The organism is Chitinophaga sedimenti (assembly GCF_023156195.1).
Taxonomy (GTDB): Bacteria; Bacteroidota; Bacteroidia; order Chitinophagales; family Chitinophagaceae; genus Chitinophaga; species Chitinophaga sedimenti.
The window spans coordinates 5,469,213-5,486,019 of record NZ_JAKUKA010000001.1; the positions used below are offsets into that span (position 1 = coordinate 5,469,213).

Below are 16,807 nucleotides of genomic sequence, written 5' to 3' on the forward strand. Positions count from 1 at the left end.
GTGTTAAATATGACTTTCTTCTAAAAAACTGATTACGGTCGATTTTGTAGCCTATCAGAATAAAGCGCTGATGTTGTACCAGTTCCAGCGCAGGGACGTCGTATACAGCTTTTGTGCGAGGATCAACTCGGAAGGGCAATTCGATAAAGCGCCCATCATGATCGACAGTACGCACATCGGTAATTTAACCAAAGAGAACAAGGTTTATTCCGTGGAAGTGTCGGAAGACAAGCAGCGGATCATGGTGTATAAAATCAACCAGGACCGGGAAGATAACCACGTGTTTTACACATTCCTGTACGACAGTGCCTTCGCCCTGGTAAACAACAGCCGCCTGTCGCTGCCGATGGAAACGAAAAAGAGCTTCCTCAGCAACTTTAACTTAACGAACGAAGGTGATCTGCTGTTCACCAAACTGGAGCGCACAAGTAACCGGGATTACATCATCAATGGTAACTTGATCCTGAAACGCCCGACAGTAGATGCTTTTGAAGTGGTTCCTTTTGAGTTGAAGAATGCCCTGCTCGATGAAGTGAAAATGAAAATCGACAACCCGGACAAACAGGTGCTGATCACCGCCTTTTATTATAAACAGAAGCGCGGTAACGTGGAAGGCCTGTACATTAACCGGATGGACTATGCTAACCGCCGCATGATGATGGAGAAAATGTCGCCTTTCAGCGCGGAACTCAAAGGCAGTGCACGCGGAGAATCTTCTACTGCAGCAGCTTTTAACGACTACTTTATCCGTAAGATCGTGAATACCAGCGATAACGGCTTTTTGCTGACCGCTGAGTCTTATTATACTTCCAGCCGCTACCAACCCTGGAACCGCTGGAACTACCTGTATGGTCCTTATGGCGGCTACGGCCCCTACGGCGGTGGATGGGGCGGCTATTCTCCCTATTATTCCCCTTATTCCAGCTACTATAATCCCCGGAGCTGGAACGATCAGCAGGGCACCCGTTACCACTATGATAACGTAGCGGTACTTTCGTACAACGCCGACGGTGAATTAAGCTGGAGCAATTTTATCAATAAGTCGCAGTTCGACGACGGCGCCGATCTGTACCTGAGTTATATGCTGGTAAACGTGGGCAGCGAGCTGCGTTTCCTGTTTAACACCCTGGACCGCAGGAATTATGTACTCACCGAAAACAGCATTGGGCCGGACGGCAAGATCAACCGGATGCCTACCCTGCGCAACTTGGACAAAGGCTTCATCTGGATGCCGCGTTACGGCAAGCAGATCGGGGCGCGTACGGTGGTGATCCCAACGATCTACAGGAATTATATTTGCTTTGCAAAAATTGAGTTTTAATCACACCTTTGCATCGTGATAAAATTTTTCCGCTCGGGTAATCCACTGACAGTGTTGCTGTTGCTGGTGTATACCATCTTTATCAAGTTTTACTATATCCTGCATCCCCAAACCTACATGGCGGATGGGAGCGAGGGCATATTGTACCGGCTTATTACGGGCTGGTTTGACCGGCTGGTGGCTGGTAACGCGGTGTTTTACACCATGTTGGCCATCCTGTTACTATTTTTGCAGGCATTGCTGTTAAACCGCATTGTCAATTATCACCGTCTCTTTTCCAAGCCTAACCACCTGCCGGCGATGTGTTACATCCTGTTCACGTCGCTATACCAGGGCTGGAACGTGTTCAGCGCAGCGCTGCTGGTCAATACCATCATGCTCTGGATCATTTCCAGCATCACGGAATTATACAACCGTTCTTCCGCGCGCGACGTATCGTTTAACATCGGTTTTGCACTAGGTATTGCGGGATTGATTTATCCGCCCGCGGTGCTATGCTGCGCCCTGCTGTACGCCGGTTTGCTCACGATGCGCGCCTTCCGCCTGGCGGAATGGATCATTGCGTTGCTGGGGCTTATTTGTCCCGCTTACCTGTTGGGAACTTACCTTTTCCTCGCCGATAAAAATGTTTGGGAGGTATTACCCAGGCTGGGCCTGGAAATGCCTGTGATCAATGATTATAAAGTGTGGGGCGCGCTGATCGCCAGCGTATTGTTCTTTGCGCTGGGCTGGCTGCTGCTGCAGCGTACGTTTAAGAAAATGCTGATCCAGGGCCGTAAAATATGGGCGGTTCTGGCTATTTATGTGATCATCGCCATGCTCGTACCCTTTTTCAGCCTCCATTTTTCCCCGGCCAACTGGGTGCTGGCGCTGTTGCCGCTGAGCATGTTCGCGGGTAACGTGTTCTGGTCCATCAACCATAACGGGTTGGCTAACACGGGCCATTTCATTGTGCTGGCCTATGCCATCGTGATGCAGTATTTCAGCCATTGATTTGATAAATGGCGGTTGCTGTGGCCGTTCTGCCGTATTGCAAATTGTTAAAACGGGATGAATGGTGATGGAAAATTCCTCCAATGGAAGTAAATTTGTAATCTTTTCCGAAAAGGAAGCAATTAAAACATAGAAATTAGATCAAATATGAAGTTTGGCGTAGTTACATTTCCGGGTTCCAACTGTGATCAGGACATGATTGATGCATTAAGGTACGACCTGAACCAGGAGGTAATCAACCTTTGGCACAAGGAGAAAGACCTGAGCATGTTCAGCACCCAGGACTGCATTTTGCTGCCGGGTGGTTTCTCTTACGGTGATCACCTGCGTTGCGGTGCTATTGCCAAATTCAGCCCTATCATGCAGAGCGTGGTGGAATTTGCGAATAAAGGCGGTCGTGTGATCGGCGTATGTAACGGTTTCCAGATCCTGTGCGAAGCAGGTTTGCTGCCGGGCGTATTGCTGCGTAACCAGAACCAGCAGTTCATTTGCAAAAACGTATTCCTGAAAAGCGAGAACACGACTACTGCTCTTACGAAAGACGTGACCGGTCGTCCGCTGATGATTCCCATTGCCCATGGTGAAGGTCGTTACTACGCAGACGAAGCTACGATCGAAGAGCTTTTCAAAAACAACCAGGTGATATTCCGCTATTGTGATGAGTTTGGCAACATTATTGAACATGCTAACCCGAACGGGGCATTGCGCAATATCGCCGGCATCAGCAACAAAGGCAAAAACGTATTTGGGATGATGCCGCACCCTGAAAGAGCAGCCAGCTCAATCCTCGGTAATACCGACGGGCAGTTGATCTTCCAGAGCCTCATCAATAATAACTAGATAAACAGCAAACCAATCAAATCAACCAACCAGAAAAAAAAAGTAGCTATGAAAAAATTGTTCACCGCCCTGTGCCTCTTTATCTTGCCCCTGCTGGCATCTGCACAGGAAGACAATCCGGTTAAATGGACTTTCTCCGCTAAAAAGCTGGACGCTCAAACCTATGAGCTGACCGCTAAAGCCACTATCGAAAAAGGCTGGCACCTGTACTCCCAGTTTACTGGCGAAGGTCCTGTGCCTACCGCATTTACTTTCGCTAAAAAAACCCCTGCTTACGCTGGACGGTAAAGTGAAAGAAGTGGGTAAAATGAAAACAGAATTCGATCCTAACTTTAAATCCGACATGAAGTTTTACGAATCAAACGTAAGCTTCGTACAGAAAATTAAAGTGAAAGGTAAAGCGAACGCGCAGGCAAAAGGTACCGTGGAATTCATGGTGTGCGATGACCACCAGTGTCTGCCTCCTACCGAAGTACCGTTTACGGTTAGCCTGAAATAGTACGAATAAAATCTACTTAAAAAATAACCGGGAACGAGTTCTGTAAAGGGACTCGTTTCTTCGTTTTATCTCTATAACAATCTGTTAAGTCTATATTCTATATGAAGTATATATTACTGCTGATAGCGAGTGTGGGGCTGTTATTCGGCCAAAGTGCGAGTGCGCAGGAGACTCATAATATTTTCCTGGTCCTACTCCGCTGAAAAGAAAGGCGAGCAGGCTTATACACTGCATCTGAAAGGCACGATCGCCCCGGGATGGAAAGTGTTTTCCAAAGCTGCCGGCGACGACTTTGTACCGGTACTGGAACTCGACAGCGCCAGCCAAACACACTGGACCGTTGAAGGTTTCACCGAGAACGGCGCCGCGAAAGCCGAGCATAACGATGTGGTTGAAATGGACATCAAGTACGGAGAATGAAGTGGAGTTTGTCATCGAAGCGAAGAACACCAGCGAAGGACAGGCCTCCGGTGTGATCAATATCTTCGCCATCAACGGGCAGGAAATTGTTGGCCCCGAAGCGGTGCCTTTCCGTTTCAAGCTGAATGCTGATGGTACCGTGGTGGGTGATAATAACACCATTGCCGCTGTAGAAGATCCCAACCAGGACCCAACCCGCCGTCCTAACATCGACATGAAAAACCCCGTACGCAACATTGGCGGCATCGACAACGGTCAGGGTAAAGGCCTGTTCGCTATTTTCGGACTTGGTTTCCTGGGCGGCCTGATCGCACTGATCACTCCCTGCGTATTCCCGATGATCCCGATGACGGTGACCTTCTTCACGAAGAGCGCACAGGGTAAAAAAGGCGTATTTAACGCAATGCTGTATGGCTTCTTCATTTTCGCTATCTATGTGCTGTTAAGCCTTATTTTCTACATTCCCGGCGTTAGCTCTGACCTGCTGAATAACATTTCCACCAATATTTACCTGAACACTTTCTTCTTCGTGGTGTTCGTCATATTTGCGATATCGTTCCTTGGTTTCTTTGAAATTTCACTGCCGAGCAGCTTTGCCAGCAAAGTGGATTCCAAAGCGAACATGAGCAGCGTGGTAGGTATCTTCTTCATGGCCGTTACCCCGGCACTGGTATCGTTCTCCTGTACCGGCCCTATCTTGGGTTCCCTGCTCGTGAGCGCACTTACGACTGATGGCGGTCCCATTCAGCTGACCATGGGTATGGGTGGTTTCGGCCTGGCCCTGGCCCTGCCGTTCGCATTGTTTGCCCTGTTCCCGGGTATGATGACCAAACTGCCAAAATCCGGCGGCTGGCTCGATACCGTGAAGAAAGTACTGGGCTTCCGGAACTGGCGCTGGCTTTCAAATTTTTATCCAACGCCGACCTGGTAGGCCACTGGGGTATTCTTAAAAGAGAAATATTCTTTGGTATCTGGACACTGATCGCCCTCGGTTTTGTAGCCTACCTGTTAGGCTGGTTGAAACTGCCGCACAGCTCACCCGTTCAGAAATTCACCCCCGGCCGTATCGGCACCATCGTAGTATTGCTCGCATTTACCGGTTACTACCTGATCCCGGGCATGCTGCCGATAGATTATACCAACCGTGGCCTGATCAGTGGCTTCCCGCCGCCGCAGAGTTACAGCATTTATAACAGACATCACGGTGTAAAACCGAATGTGGTGAATAACTATGAAGAGGCATTAGCGCTGGCTAAAAAAGAAAATAAGCCCATTTTGCTGGATTACACCGGCTGGGCCTGTGTAAACTGCCGTAAAATGGAAGAGGAAGTATGGCCTGAAGCCGACATCCGCAAACTGATCGAAAAGGAATACATCCTGGTGTCGCTGTACGTGGATGACAGCAAGGGGCTGAAAGAAGACCAGTTCTTTGCCTACAAAACCAAAGACGGGCAGAAGGATGTGAAAACCGTAGGTGGCAAATATGCCAGGATGCAAGTGGTAAACTTCGAGAACCAATCGCAACCGATGTATGCGGTGATTAGTCCGGACGAGAAGCTGATGACGCTCCCGGTAGCTTATACGCCTAATGTGAAAGAGTATCTGAACTGGCTGCAGGCTGGTGTGGATGCCTTCAAAACAGGCAAGTAACGATAACGCGAAAAGCCGGATGAAAAAAACATCCGGCTTTTTTTTGTAATTCCGAAAAAGCAGCTACATTTGCAACCTCGAATGACGGGGGATTAGCTCAGTTGGTAGAGCGCTTGCATGGCATGCAAGAGGTCAGCGGTTCGACCCCGCTATCCTCCACAAGAAAAAGCCGGATCATTTGATCCGGCTTTTTTCATTTTATCAACTTGAAGGTTGCGGGCAATACACCTGTTATTTGATAAGCTGCTCACTGATTCGGTAGTAATCAAAGTCTGCATACCCTCCAGCCGTTTTGGTAGCGTAGTTGAACAAGCCAAAACGGTAACCCATAAAGTGCGGTATCGTGTAAGCCATATTCAACCGTTCGCCTAATGACTGCCATTTTTTCCGTCCGTACTGTAAAAGAAATTGGCTTTGTCTGCTCGATTTGTAAAATCGCAATCCGCCCGCAGGTACACCAGGTTGCTGTTCAACGGCACCCGGGCTACTTCTGCGGGACGCCCGGATCCGGCGCTGACCATCACCAGGTAGCGGCCATCAGCTTCGGCTTTAACACCAATCCATCCGAAGTTTTGCTGTAACAGTAACAGTCCCGCATGATCGCCTTCTTTCATACCCGTTACATCCAGCAATGTACTGGCGGTAGCGGTTGGACCGAACGTGCGCTGTGTTAAAGTGTTGCGGGCGAGCAGCAGCGAAGTATCTATACGGCTGGTCGTCAGGCGCAGATAGCCTTTACGCGCACTAAGCGACCAGTTGTTGTTATCTGGCTGATGGTTCCACTGCCATACCAGCGGCAGCGGTTTGGCGTTCTTTTACGGCTGAATTCGTCGGAGGCCACGACACTGGTATCATACCTTTGCCTGGCGGCAGGTTTAGGTGATCGGGCACCTTTCCGTTTTCGCCTAATACCGGCCAGTTCTGTTCCCATTGAACGGGAACCAGGTAGGGAATGCGCCCTACCGCTCCGTAATCACGGAACAAAAAAGAAAACCACTCGCCTTGTGGCGTACTGATTAATCCTCCCTGTGCCACGCCTTTGTCCTGTAAAGCTACACGCCCTTCCCAGGGGCCGGGCAGTTTAGCGGCACGATGTATAGTTACCGTACGCATGCCTCCTCTCGGCCAGCAAATATTGAAAAGGTAGTACGTATTGTTTATTTTGAACAACTGCGATCCTTCTGCAGGCAGGCCGACATTGGGTCCGGCAGGAGCGCTGGCATCCTCGATGAGTACCCGTGGAGCGCTCCCTGGAAGGAGTCCGGACAAGTTGGGTGCCATCTCGGTGATCATTATTTTGCCGCTTCCGTACACCATGTAAATTTTACCATCGTCGTCGAAAAATAAAGAGTGGTCATGTAGTGCGGGCTTAAAACTGACCTTTTTCCATGGGCCTTTTTCTATATCCCGAGTTGAATAGATATACGTTTTCCCGGTAGTGCCGGCAAATGTGCTTACATAAAATACGCCGTTGTGATAACGTAGACTGCTGGCCCAGGATCCGCTCCCATAAGCACTTTTGCCTTGTGCTAAATTTAACGCGTCTACATCGTCGAGCACGTCGTACGCGTAAGATACCAGCCGCCAGTTGACGAGGTCTTTTGACTGCATGATGGGGACGCCGGGGCTCATGTGCATGGTTGTGCTGCTCATATAATACGTGTCGCCCACCCGTATCATGGAAATGTCCGGCACATCTGCATAAATGATAGGATTGGTCGCCTTTGCGCTTGGTGCAGGCGTTGGTAATGGGTTTTGCGCCTTGCCGATAACTCCGCAACAGAGCGTCAGCGCGTAAACAAGGGCTGTCTTTTTAAATGTCATTCCACTTAATTTTTTGTAGCTGTGTGTAGCATTGAATCGAGACCTATATCGCTTGTATACTGAAATGCAGCAACGGGTAAGGCTTTCCCAATCCATCTACATCCGATCGCCCCACCTGCACAAATCCCATCTTCCGGTAAAACCCAACCGCCTGTTCATTCTGCTCATTTACATCCACCTTTTTTATCTGCAGTTCGATCGCGAACTGCGCCAGGAGTGTTCCATACCCTTTGCCCCGCGATTCCGCTTCTATAAAAAGCATCTCCGTGGTGTCGCCTGCAATACCCAGTACACCCGCAATGCGATCTTCTCCAATTACATATAAGGTCAGCGATGGCAGTACTTCTCCGGGAATGATCGACTTAAAATATTCAAAGTCTGTTTTAGCCAGAAAGTGGTGTGTGGCCAGGACCGATGATTCCCACACGCGCATGATCTCGGGGTAATCTGCTGTAGTTGCTTTTCGTATAAACATGTCATTTAAGTTTTCCGCTGCTATCCCAATGTTCATTGGCCGATAAGGATAGGCGGGCGAGCGTGCTACCGTCCCAAACCATTGATTTCCCCTGAAAGCTGTAGAGAGGAATAGTTTCACGTTAGAAAGTTAGCAAACAAAAATGCCATTTTCCTAAAGTAGCGGGAAAACTTTCATTTTAAATTGATAAAAAAGTATTGAAGATATGGTAGTATTAGATTTAGTTTTGAAGACGTGTTATCCCGGATAGTGAGCAAATCTAAAAGATGCAAATTCCCGTTATCGAAGCCTCAGTAAGCGACTGAACCCTTTTTCCTTCATATTTCTCTGCTGTGAACGGATGTAATAAACATCCGCAATTATTGTATTCCACGGTACCATTAAAAGCCTTAATAAAATCACATGAAAAACACGCTACACAGATTACTCTTTACGGTAATGCTTGCAGCCGCCCCTACGCTGTTACTGATGGCGCAGGGCTACAACTGGAGCCAGTTGCGGATTGGCGGTGGTGGCAGAGTTACCAGTATCAAGGCACATCCCAAAGTGCCGAACCTCTTTTTATTACTACGGACGTGGGTACCTGTTACCGCTGGAACCATGGCGCACAGCGCTGGGAAGCCTTGCTGGTCGGTACAAAGGTGCCCGTAAACTACTGGACCTGGGAAGTGTCGCAGATTTGCGGCGACCGGTATTTGATCCGCAGGACGTAACCGGCAACATCCTGTACGCCACCGTGCAAAACGGTGCGGGCAGCGGTCCCGGACTGGGCAGCGATACCCGCGGTACGGTGCTTAAGTCTACCGACCGCGGTGAAACCTGGACCGATTGCGGGTTACAGGTTGAAGTAAAGCCTAATAAAGACCAGGACATTACCGACAGGCTCGCCGTAGATCCGTTAAACAGTAACGTGATCTGGCTCACCACGCGTGCGCACGGCACCTGGCGCAGTACTGCTGCCGGCGCTCCGGGCAGCTGGTCGCAGGTAGCGGGCATCAATCAAACATTGGGTGGCCGCTTTATTAAGTTTGATATCAGTGCCGGAACGGTTAGCGGCGTTACTAAAAACATGTTCATCGGCACCACCGGAGGCATGTATCAAAGCACCGACGGCGGCGCCACGTTCACACAGATGGTGGGCGGTCCGACTTCCTTGCTGAGGGCGAGTATCGCTAAAGATGGCGTTATGTTCGTTACCACGTACAGCGCCACTGCCAATGGTGTTTGGAAATGGAGCGGTGGTAGCTGGTCTACCGTTTCGCCCGATCCGGCGCGCATTTACAAATCGGTGATGGTAAACCCCGATAATTCTAATGAGGTAATAGCAGCGTCTTCCGGCAGCTGGTCAGCGGAATTGATGTGGCGCAGTACTACGGGCGGCAACCTTGGAAGCTGGAGCCTGATGTCGCATACGCGCGACAAAACAGAGGCGCCTCATTCCGAGATGAGCACCGGGGCTGGCAACATCGGCTTTTCTATCGATATGATCGCCTTTGATCCTTTTAATGCCGGTCATGTTTGGTTTTCGGATATGATCAATGTAAGCCAGACCACTAACGTATGGGCGCCAACAGTAGCCTGGAAATTACGCGTGACAGGCCTCGAAGAAATTTTCGTAACAGGGCAGATGGTTGCGCCACGCGTTGGCCGCGCCCTGCTGAATACTGCCACCGGCGATGTCGGCGGTTTTGATCATACCTCACTGACAGAGCCGCCTGCAAGGGGCATGTCCAGCTACATCGCAACCAGCAGCAGCATTAATATAACGGCGGTTGATATACAGGCAAGTGATCCTAATTTCATTGTACGCTTTGGCAGTGATGGCTGGAACGGCCCGCCCATTGGCGCTTACTCCACTAACGGAGGTGTTAGTTACACGCGCATTACTACTTATCCAACCGCGAATGCGCGTGGTCGTGTGGCCGTTTCCGCAACCAGCAGGAATTTTGTGTGGGCGCCACAGGGCGGCCCTTCCTATTGGTCTAACACGCTTGGCGCTACCTGGACGGTTTGTAACGGTCTGCCAGGCGGCATTGTGCCGGCCGGCGATATTTATTCGATTTATGCGGGACAGGTGCCCATTGCGGCAGACCGGGTAAGCGGTAATATTTTTATGCTTATTCCCGCGGTACCATTTATGTGAGCAGGACACCGGCCGCAACTTCTCTGCCCGTGCGAGCAATTTGCCCGACGATGCCGGTGTAGCATCTTACGCTCACCTCGAAGCAACACCGGGTATTTCCGGAGATATATGGTTCTCGCATAGCGGTGGTTTGTTCCATTCGGTAGATACCGGCCGAACGTTCGTGCGTGTGGCCGCTGCGCAAATCCCCAACCCTAAATGGCTGACGGTAGGTCGCAGCGACACTACTGCGGGTTCGCATCCCGTATTGTTCGTACACAACTCCAATAGTGTAGTAAACGGCAATACCTTTGCAATCCATCGCTCGGACGATAACGGTGTTAGCTGGACAGAAATTCTGCAACGAGTGCCCGGCGTGGTGTTGAATATGTGTGCCGATCAGCAGGGGCGCGTGTTTTTCGGTACATATGGTAACGGTCTGTTTGTGGGCGTACCCACAGCCGGCCCGGTAACGGGCGTCAGCATTAATCCACCTGCAGATACGTTGGTGGAAACCGATTCTGTTAGGTTGGCGGTAACATTAAGCCCGCTATATCCCGATAACCGTAACTACAGCTTCAGTTCTACTAACCCTTCGGTAGCCAGCGTAGATGCAAACGGCTGGGTAAAAGCATTGTCGGCCGGCACGGCGGGCATTGTGGTAACTACCCAGGATGGCGGTTTAAAAGATACCACGCTGATTACGGTAACGCCCTTCGTGCACATCACCAGCGTAACATTGGATACCGCCGTATACATGGGCCTGGGTAATACAACAAACCTTGTTGCGAAAATACTACCGGTGGATGCGACCAATAAAAAAATAAACTGGTCTTCTTCCGACAGCTCCCGGGTGAAAGTGAGCGCAGGCGGTATTATCACCGCGTTAAAACTGGGACAGGCGACCATCACCGCTACTTCGGCAGATGGCGGACTGAGTGCTGCCATCACGATCTATGTTAACACCATCTCCGCTGCGATCAATATGGGCGACACCGCGGTAGTCGCCAACTTCCGCCGTGATCCGCGTCCGTTCTCCGGAACTGGAACGGCCGGACAACCAACGCGATTAACAGAACGGGGCTTACCAATCCGGCGCCGGAGGCGGTCTATAAATCAGCGCTCTTCGGTATGGATAACGGCTCGGTGTATAACCTGTCCGGGCTGGTGCCGGGCGGCACTTATACCGTGCGTTTGCACTTTGCTGAAATCGACGCCAACGTTGGTAACGGTGGCAGACGTTTTAACGTGTATGTAAACAATGCGAAGAAGATCGATTTGTTCGATGTATTTGCCGCGGCCGGTAACGCACGGTACAAGGCGGTAATCCGCGAATACCAGGTAAATGCAGGTAATACAGGTGTTATCAGCGTGAAGTTGGAGCCTTACACCGGCAGCTCGATGATCAATGGTATTGAGATCGTGATGAACACGGTGGACAGTGTAACCCTCGCTGGCACCACTGCATCCGTAGGAGTGAACGATACTGTGCGCCTTGTGCCAACAGTATGGCCGGCCATCGCCAGTAACAAAGGCGTTACCTGGACTACCTCGAACGCCGCTGTGGCCACTGTTTCCCCGACCGGTCTCGTAACCGGAACAGGGGTGGGCAATACTTACATTTACGTAATCACCAACGAAAGTCAGAGGCGCGACTCGGTGCTGGTTACCGCCGATAGCATCCTGGTAGACAGCGTACGCCTGTCCGCCAGCAAAGACACGGTCGGTATCCGCAACACGCGTCAGCTTACCGCAACAGTGTTCCCCGCGAATGCTTCCGATAAAACAGTGATTTGGGCTTCTGCTGATACGAACATCGTGAAAGTTAGTACCAGTGGGCTGCTTACAGGTGTAAGCGCCGGTACGGTGAACGTGACGGCTACTACCCGACAGGGCAGTAAAGTGGCCACTACCAGCGTGCTGTCGGTCTTAGTGCCAGTCACCCAGGTTAATTTAAGTAAATCGGCATTGTCCATCGGTATGGGCGATTCTACGGTGATCACGGCGACAGTAGCTCCTTCCAATGCGAGCAATACATTGGTCACCTGGACGTCGTCCAATACAGGCATTGTTACCGTGAGCGCCACCGGTAAAGTATTTCCGGTTGCACCCGGCACGGCCAACATTACCGTAACCGCGCAGGATGGTCAGGGCGCCAGTAAAGTGCTGCCTGTTACCGTAATGCCGCTCTACACCTGCGGCGCTATTACTAACGGCGGCTTCGAAAGTGGTTTGTTGAACTGGGCGCGTACCGGTAACTCTTATATCACGGAAACAGCGGCAGACGTACACGGCGGTACGAGGGCGCTCGTGATCAACGGCGATGGTGCGGCGCATAATTACAATGCACCGCTGCTCGTACCGGCCAACCGTAAAATCACGGTAAGCTTCTGGGCAAAGACCGGTGGTTCCAATCCATATTGGGCAGGCGCCGGTTTCGATATCCTCGATTCGCTCGGTAATAAAATAGGCAATGCAGCGGTAACTATCCCCGTTGCCACGTCAACGTACACACGCTTTACGATCACCGCCAATACCCCGGCTAACGCGAAATCGCTCGGGTTATGGGTGTCGAAGGCCGGCCCGCAAACGGGGCTGCTGTTCCTCGATGATTTCTGTGCAACAGTAGATGCTACTTCCATTACCCTGAATGCAGATAGCGTAAAACTGGCTATCGGCGGCACGCGCAAGCTCTCCGCCGTTGCATTGCCCGCGAATGCTACGTACCCCGGTGTGATCTGGAATTCTTCTAACACCGGCGTGGCCACCGTAGATACGGCCGGCCTTATCACCGGTGTCGGACAAGGTACCGCGTTTATCATCGCCACATCGGCAGACGGACTGGTGAAAGACACTGCCTTTACCGAAGTGCTGCACCGCTTTATCGGCGTGAATTGCGGCGATACCACCGTAGGCCCTTTCCTGGCGGACCATTCATATACCGGCGGCAGCGTGAATGCACCTTACCCGGTTACTTCGTTTAATACGAATTATCCTTATGCAGGACCGGCGGCGCTGTATCCGAAGCGTCGCTATGGCAACTGTTCCTACAACTTTACCGGGCTTACGGCCGGCGCATCTTATACCGTAAGATTGCACTTTACGGAACCTTACTGGACGCAGGCCGGTAAACGTACGTTCAGTGTAAAAGCCAATGGTACATTCGTTATTACCAATCTCGATATCTACGCTGCTGTTGGACAGTACAATGTGTTGGTACGTGATGTACCAGCTACTGCGGATACAGCCGGCAAGTTGAAGCTGGAGTTCATAACGGTAATAGATAATGCCGCTGTAGCCGCAATCGAGATACTGGGCTACAATGAAAGTCTGCTCATGAGCAATGGCCTGAGTATGGCTCCCAAACGGGAAGAACCGCTGTTGTCGGGCGTGTTGGTTGTGACGCCGAATCCCGTTTCCGGCAATATCCGCTTCCTGCTGAAAGGCCGGAGGCTGATAATGAACAACTACAGGTAACAGTAATCGACCTGCAGGGCAGGGAGGCTTACCGCAGCCGTATCACATCTTCCAAAGCCCCCGCCCAGCATGAGTTGCTGACTGGCGGCCGGTTAAAGAAGGGGGTGTACATCTTGCAGGTACAGGGTAAAAATTTCAGGAAAACGACCAGGGTGGTAATCCTCTAACGCCACTTCCTATAAAAGCCGGGAGAGCGCATGCTTTCCCGGCTTTTTCTTTTAGGTAGACGCCCCGATACAATCCTTTATTGTTGCGATTTCTGGTATTATAATGCCCGCGGAGCGTATGCGTCCCTGATATCGATTTGCAGCAGCTACATCTAAATCTGGATAAAGAAGGAGTAAAGATTTGAAGCCCGCACCGCCAGTTACCGGGCATCTAAATAAATTTATTTTCAGTTGAAAGGCCGTCTCCGGGGGGACGGCCTTTTTTATTTATTAGTCTATAAAAATAGTAGGCTTTTAGAATTATTCAATTTATATTTGTCTACAGATTCGGTAGACTAAAGAGGCGGCCGGCAGTAATATCTCCTGAAACACTGTCAGGAGGCCGCTTGACCGTGCAGCCCGGGATTAACCTTAATCAATAAAAAAACTCAATTAACTATGCGAACATCATTGCTAACTGTTTTGCTTTTCCTGTTAACCCTTGGAGGCGCAGTAGCGCAACAAACTATTAAAGGTATTGTGAAAGATAATAAAGGTGCAATTGTATCGGGTGCTACCATTTTGCTGCAAGGCTCTACCAACCACGCTATCAGCGATGAGGGAGGGGAGTTTACGATCGTTACCTACAAGCCTTTTCCGGTAACACTCCGTGTTAGTTACATCGGATATAAAACGCAGGAGGTTCCGGTGACGGCTGTTCCGGTTGCTCCTGTTCCCATTACACTGCAGCCCGACGATGCACTGTCTGAAGTGGTGATTACTTCGCGCCGCCGTACAGAAACCGCGCAAGATGTGCCTATTCCTATTTCGGTGATAGGTGGCGCACAGGTGCAGGATGCGGGCGCATTTAACGTGAATCGCCTGAAAGAACTGATTCCCACTGTACAATTATATTCTTCCAATCCGCGTAACACTACGCTCAACGTGCGTGGCGTGGGGTCTACGTTCGGTCTTACCAATGATGGTATTGATCCTGGTGTAGGGTTTTATGTGGATGGTGTATATTTTGCCCGTCCGGCAGCAACTACACTTGATTTTATTGATATTGAGCAGATAGAAGTGTTGCGTGGGCCGCAGGGCACCCTGTTCGGCAAAAACACCACGGCCGGCGCTTTCAATATCACTACTGCGAAACCTTCGTTTAAACCGGGCGCCAGCTTCGAAGCCAGTTATGGCAACTATGGCTACATCCAGGCGAAGGCCGCGGTAACCGGTCCCCTTACGAAAAAACTTGCCGGCCGTATTTCGTTTTCCGGCACCCAGCGCGATGGGCTGATCGATAACGTGGCTACCGGCCGAAAAGTGAATGATATCAATAATCTTGGCGCCCGTGCACAATTGTTGTACGCCATTAACGATAATATAAAAATCACCCTCACTGGCGATGCCACGCAGCAACGTCCGGATGGTTACGCACAGGTGGTTGCCGGTGTGGTAACTACGCAGCGCGCAGCTTACAGGCAGTTCAACGCGATTATCGCAGATCTGAATTACCAGTTGCCAAGCCTTAACGCTTTTGATCGTAAAATTGATCACAATACCACACGGAAGTCGGGTAATGACCTCGGTGGCGTTTCATTGAACCTGGATGCGAAAGTGGGCAAAGGCACCCTGACCTCCACCACCGCCTGGCGCTACTGGAACTGGGATCCCTCCAACGACCGCGACTTCACCGGTTTGTCTGTACTGCAATTATCGCAGGCCACTTCTAAACACAAACAGTGGACGCAGGAAGTGCGTTACGCAGGCGACCTCACCCGCAGTCTGAGCGCGGTGGTAGGCGTGTTCGGCATTTGGCAGGACCTGGTGACGGACCCTTATCATGTGGAAGAATCCGGCAGCGCGCAGTGGCGCTTTTCCCAGAGCTCCACGAGCGAGCTTTGGAAAACGCCGGGGCTGTTCGACGGTTATGGCATCAGGACTAATTCAAGGCTGAAAACCTTTGGCGGCGCGGTGTTTGGTCAGCTCGACTGGGCTATTATCCCGCAACTGCACGTGTTGCCGGGTTTACGCTATAACTATGACCGCAAGAAAGTGGACTACGATCGTAAAACATACGGCGGACTGCAAACTACCGATCCGGCTTTGATCGCATTGAAAAATGCGGTATATACCGATCAGGCGTTTAATGCGGATGTGGATGAAAGCAATGTGTCCGGACAAATCACCGTGTCTTATCGCCCGAATCATAAAATCAATGGTTTTGCTACTTTCTCTACCAGCTATAAACCAGTGGGCGTAAACCTTGGTGGTCTGCCTACTACAGGTGGTAAAGTAATGATCGAGCTGGCGAAGATCAAACCGGAATATGTAACGCATTATGAAGTGGGAGTTAAATCCTCACCGGCTAAAAACGCTACGGTGAACGTGGTGTATCATCATACCGACATCAAAGATTACCAAACGAACGTACAAACCGCTGAAGTGGGTGTGAACCGCGGTTATCTTGCAAATGCGGAAAAGGTACGTGTACAGGGCGTAGAGCTGGATGCGAACTGGAAACCCAGCCGTTTTGTATCGCTGTACGGCGCGCTGGCTTTTACAGAAGGCAAATATGTAACGTTCAAAAACGCACCGGTGCCTTTGGAAGAAACGGGCGGAGCAAGTGCGTTTAAAGATATTTCCGGTGGCGATTTGCCCGGTATTTCCAAATGGGCGGGTTCTTTTGGTGGCGAAGTGACCACGAATAAAGGGAACTTTCTCGGTCACCGTGCTAATTTCTTTTTTGCTTTGGAGGGATATTACCGCTCTGATTTTTCATCAAGCCCATCTCCTTCCAAATACCTTAACATTGATGGCTATACATTGCTGAATGCGAGACTGGGCTTCCGTACCGCGGAAGGACTTTCGGCCTTTGTCTGGGCGCGCAACCTGTTTAATAAAGATTACTTTGAACAATTACTGCCTGCGGCCGGTAATGCCGGTCATTATGCAGGCGTAATCGGCGACCCGCGCACAATTGGCGTTACCTTGCGCTATGTGCTGAAGTCGCAGGACTAACGACGGCTGCTGAATAATG

The 16,807-nt window shown here is 50.6% G+C and carries 17 protein-coding genes, 1 tRNA gene and 1 pseudogene; 15 read left to right on the forward strand and 4 right to left on the reverse strand.

Features of this window, described 5'->3' with window-relative positions; genetic code table 11:
- Positions 1-70 precede the first annotated feature (70 nt).
- The 9 genes from MKQ70_RS31460 to MKQ70_RS31500 all read left to right on the forward strand — a co-directional run bounded on the left by MKQ70_RS31460 (position 71) and on the right by MKQ70_RS31500 (position 5,882).
- Entirely contained in the window at positions 71-1,321 is a 1,251-nt protein-coding gene (locus MKQ70_RS31460) for a hypothetical protein (RefSeq protein WP_248078576.1), read from the forward strand.
- Positions 1,322-1,336: 15 nt separating this feature from the next.
- Positions 1,337-2,314 carry a DUF6427 family protein gene (locus MKQ70_RS31465; protein ID WP_248078579.1) on the forward strand — a complete coding sequence of 326 codons (978 nt, stop codon included), beginning with the start codon at positions 1,337-1,339 and terminating at the stop codon, positions 2,312-2,314.
- Positions 2,315-2,461: 147 nt separating this feature from the next.
- Positions 2,462-3,154: a phosphoribosylformylglycinamidine synthase subunit PurQ gene (purQ, locus tag MKQ70_RS31470; RefSeq protein ID WP_248078582.1), complete on the forward strand. Its 693-nt coding sequence runs from the start codon at positions 2,462-2,464 to the stop codon at positions 3,152-3,154.
- Between the two features lie 48 nt (positions 3,155-3,202).
- Positions 3,203-3,442, forward strand: coding sequence for a hypothetical protein (locus tag MKQ70_RS31475; protein ID WP_248078583.1), 240 nt, complete (start codon positions 3,203-3,205; stop codon positions 3,440-3,442).
- Positions 3,443-3,461: 19 nt separating this feature from the next.
- The gene (locus MKQ70_RS31480) at positions 3,462-3,653 is read left to right on the forward strand and encodes a protein-disulfide reductase DsbD domain-containing protein (RefSeq protein ID WP_248078585.1); all 192 of its coding nucleotides are present in this window, start codon (positions 3,462-3,464) and stop codon (positions 3,651-3,653) included.
- Between the two features lie 159 nt (positions 3,654-3,812).
- Positions 3,813-4,073, forward strand: coding sequence for a hypothetical protein (locus MKQ70_RS31485; RefSeq protein ID WP_248078587.1), 261 nt, complete (start codon positions 3,813-3,815; stop codon positions 4,071-4,073).
- Positions 4,045-5,004 carry a cytochrome c biogenesis protein CcdA gene (locus MKQ70_RS31490; RefSeq protein ID WP_248078589.1) on the forward strand — a complete coding sequence of 320 codons (960 nt, stop codon included), beginning with the start codon at positions 4,045-4,047 and terminating at the stop codon, positions 5,002-5,004. Before MKQ70_RS31485 ends, MKQ70_RS31490 begins: the two co-directional genes overlap by 29 nt.
- Positions 5,005-5,090: 86 nt before the next feature.
- Complete coding sequence (locus MKQ70_RS31495) at positions 5,091-5,723, forward strand: thioredoxin family protein (RefSeq protein WP_248078591.1); 633 nt, start codon at positions 5,091-5,093, stop codon at positions 5,721-5,723.
- An 86-nt stretch (positions 5,724-5,809) separates the two neighbouring features.
- A tRNA-Ala gene (locus MKQ70_RS31500) sits at positions 5,810-5,882 on the forward strand.
- Positions 5,883-5,954: 72 nt separating this feature from the next.
- On the opposite strand, the gene MKQ70_RS42950 is transcribed toward MKQ70_RS31500, so the two are convergent.
- The 4 genes from MKQ70_RS42950 to MKQ70_RS31515 are packed head-to-tail and all read right to left on the reverse strand — an operon-like array spanning position 5,955 to position 8,022.
- Positions 5,955-6,077: a beta-xylosidase family glycoside hydrolase gene (locus tag MKQ70_RS42950; protein WP_372490047.1), complete on the reverse strand. Its 123-nt coding sequence runs from the start codon at positions 6,075-6,077 to the stop codon at positions 5,955-5,957.
- Positions 6,078-6,091: 14 nt separating this feature from the next.
- The gene (locus MKQ70_RS31505) at positions 6,092-6,523 is read right to left on the reverse strand and encodes a beta-xylosidase family glycoside hydrolase (protein WP_308199576.1); all 432 of its coding nucleotides are present in this window, start codon (positions 6,521-6,523) and stop codon (positions 6,092-6,094) included.
- Positions 6,486-7,547, reverse strand: coding sequence for a glycoside hydrolase 43 family protein (locus MKQ70_RS31510; RefSeq protein WP_248078594.1), 1,062 nt, complete (start codon positions 7,545-7,547; stop codon positions 6,486-6,488). Before MKQ70_RS31510 ends, MKQ70_RS31505 begins: the two co-directional genes overlap by 38 nt.
- Before the next feature lie 43 nt (positions 7,548-7,590).
- A complete protein-coding gene (locus MKQ70_RS31515; RefSeq protein WP_248078596.1) occupies positions 7,591-8,022 on the reverse strand; it encodes a GNAT family N-acetyltransferase in 432 nt (143 codons plus the stop codon).
- A 402-nt stretch (positions 8,023-8,424) separates the two neighbouring features.
- Here MKQ70_RS31515 and MKQ70_RS31520 point away from each other — a divergent pair, with 402 nt between their 5' ends.
- The 6 genes and pseudogenes from MKQ70_RS31520 (at position 8,425) to MKQ70_RS31540 (ending at position 16,788) form a co-directional block, all read left to right on the forward strand.
- The gene (locus tag MKQ70_RS31520; RefSeq protein WP_248078599.1) at positions 8,425-8,673 is read left to right on the forward strand and encodes a hypothetical protein; all 249 of its coding nucleotides are present in this window, start codon (positions 8,425-8,427) and stop codon (positions 8,671-8,673) included.
- Between the two features lie 28 nt (positions 8,674-8,701).
- Positions 8,702-10,165, forward strand: a complete 1,464-nt coding sequence (locus MKQ70_RS31525; protein WP_248078601.1) for a WD40/YVTN/BNR-like repeat-containing protein — start codon at positions 8,702-8,704, stop codon at positions 10,163-10,165.
- Between the two features lie 367 nt (positions 10,166-10,532).
- Positions 10,533-11,084 (forward strand): annotated as a pseudogene (locus tag MKQ70_RS31530) (Ig-like domain-containing protein); the annotation flags it as partial.
- Between the two features lie 128 nt (positions 11,085-11,212).
- On the forward strand, positions 11,213-13,621 hold the full coding sequence (locus tag MKQ70_RS41685) for an Ig-like domain-containing protein (RefSeq protein ID WP_248081778.1): 2,409 nt from the start codon (positions 11,213-11,215) through the stop codon (positions 13,619-13,621).
- Positions 13,622-13,632: 11 nt separating this feature from the next.
- Positions 13,633-13,788 (forward strand): T9SS type A sorting domain-containing protein, encoded by a 156-nt coding sequence (locus tag MKQ70_RS42955; protein WP_372490162.1) that lies wholly within the window; start codon positions 13,633-13,635, stop codon positions 13,786-13,788.
- 438 nt (positions 13,789-14,226) lie between these two features.
- Entirely contained in the window at positions 14,227-16,788 is a 2,562-nt protein-coding gene (locus tag MKQ70_RS31540; protein WP_248078603.1) for a TonB-dependent receptor, read from the forward strand.
- Positions 16,789-16,807: the final 19 nt, after the last annotated feature.

Excerpts from the sequence above, each read along its gene's own strand:
- MKQ70_RS31520 (WP_248078599.1), top strand. The coding sequence starts at position 8,425 with ATGAAAAACACGCTACACAGATTACTCTTTACGGTAATGCTTGCAGCC.
- MKQ70_RS31480 (WP_248078585.1), top strand. The coding sequence starts at position 3,462 with ATGAAAACAGAATTCGATCCTAACTTTAAATCCGACATGAAGTTTTAC.
- MKQ70_RS31540 (WP_248078603.1), top strand. The coding sequence starts at position 14,227 with ATGCGAACATCATTGCTAACTGTTTTGCTTTTCCTGTTAACCCTTGGA.
- MKQ70_RS31460 (WP_248078576.1), top strand. The coding sequence starts at position 71 with ATGTTGTACCAGTTCCAGCGCAGGGACGTCGTATACAGCTTTTGTGCG.
- MKQ70_RS31515 (WP_248078596.1), bottom strand. The coding sequence starts at position 8,022 with ATGTTTATACGAAAAGCAACTACAGCAGATTACCCCGAGATCATGCGC.
- MKQ70_RS42950 (WP_372490047.1), bottom strand. The coding sequence starts at position 6,077 with ATGGCTTACACGATACCGCACTTTATGGGTTACCGTTTTGGCTTGTTC.
- purQ (WP_248078582.1), top strand. The coding sequence starts at position 2,462 with ATGAAGTTTGGCGTAGTTACATTTCCGGGTTCCAACTGTGATCAGGAC.
- MKQ70_RS31475 (WP_248078583.1), top strand. The coding sequence starts at position 3,203 with ATGAAAAAATTGTTCACCGCCCTGTGCCTCTTTATCTTGCCCCTGCTG.
- MKQ70_RS31510 (WP_248078594.1), bottom strand. The coding sequence starts at position 7,547 with ATGACATTTAAAAAGACAGCCCTTGTTTACGCGCTGACGCTCTGTTGC.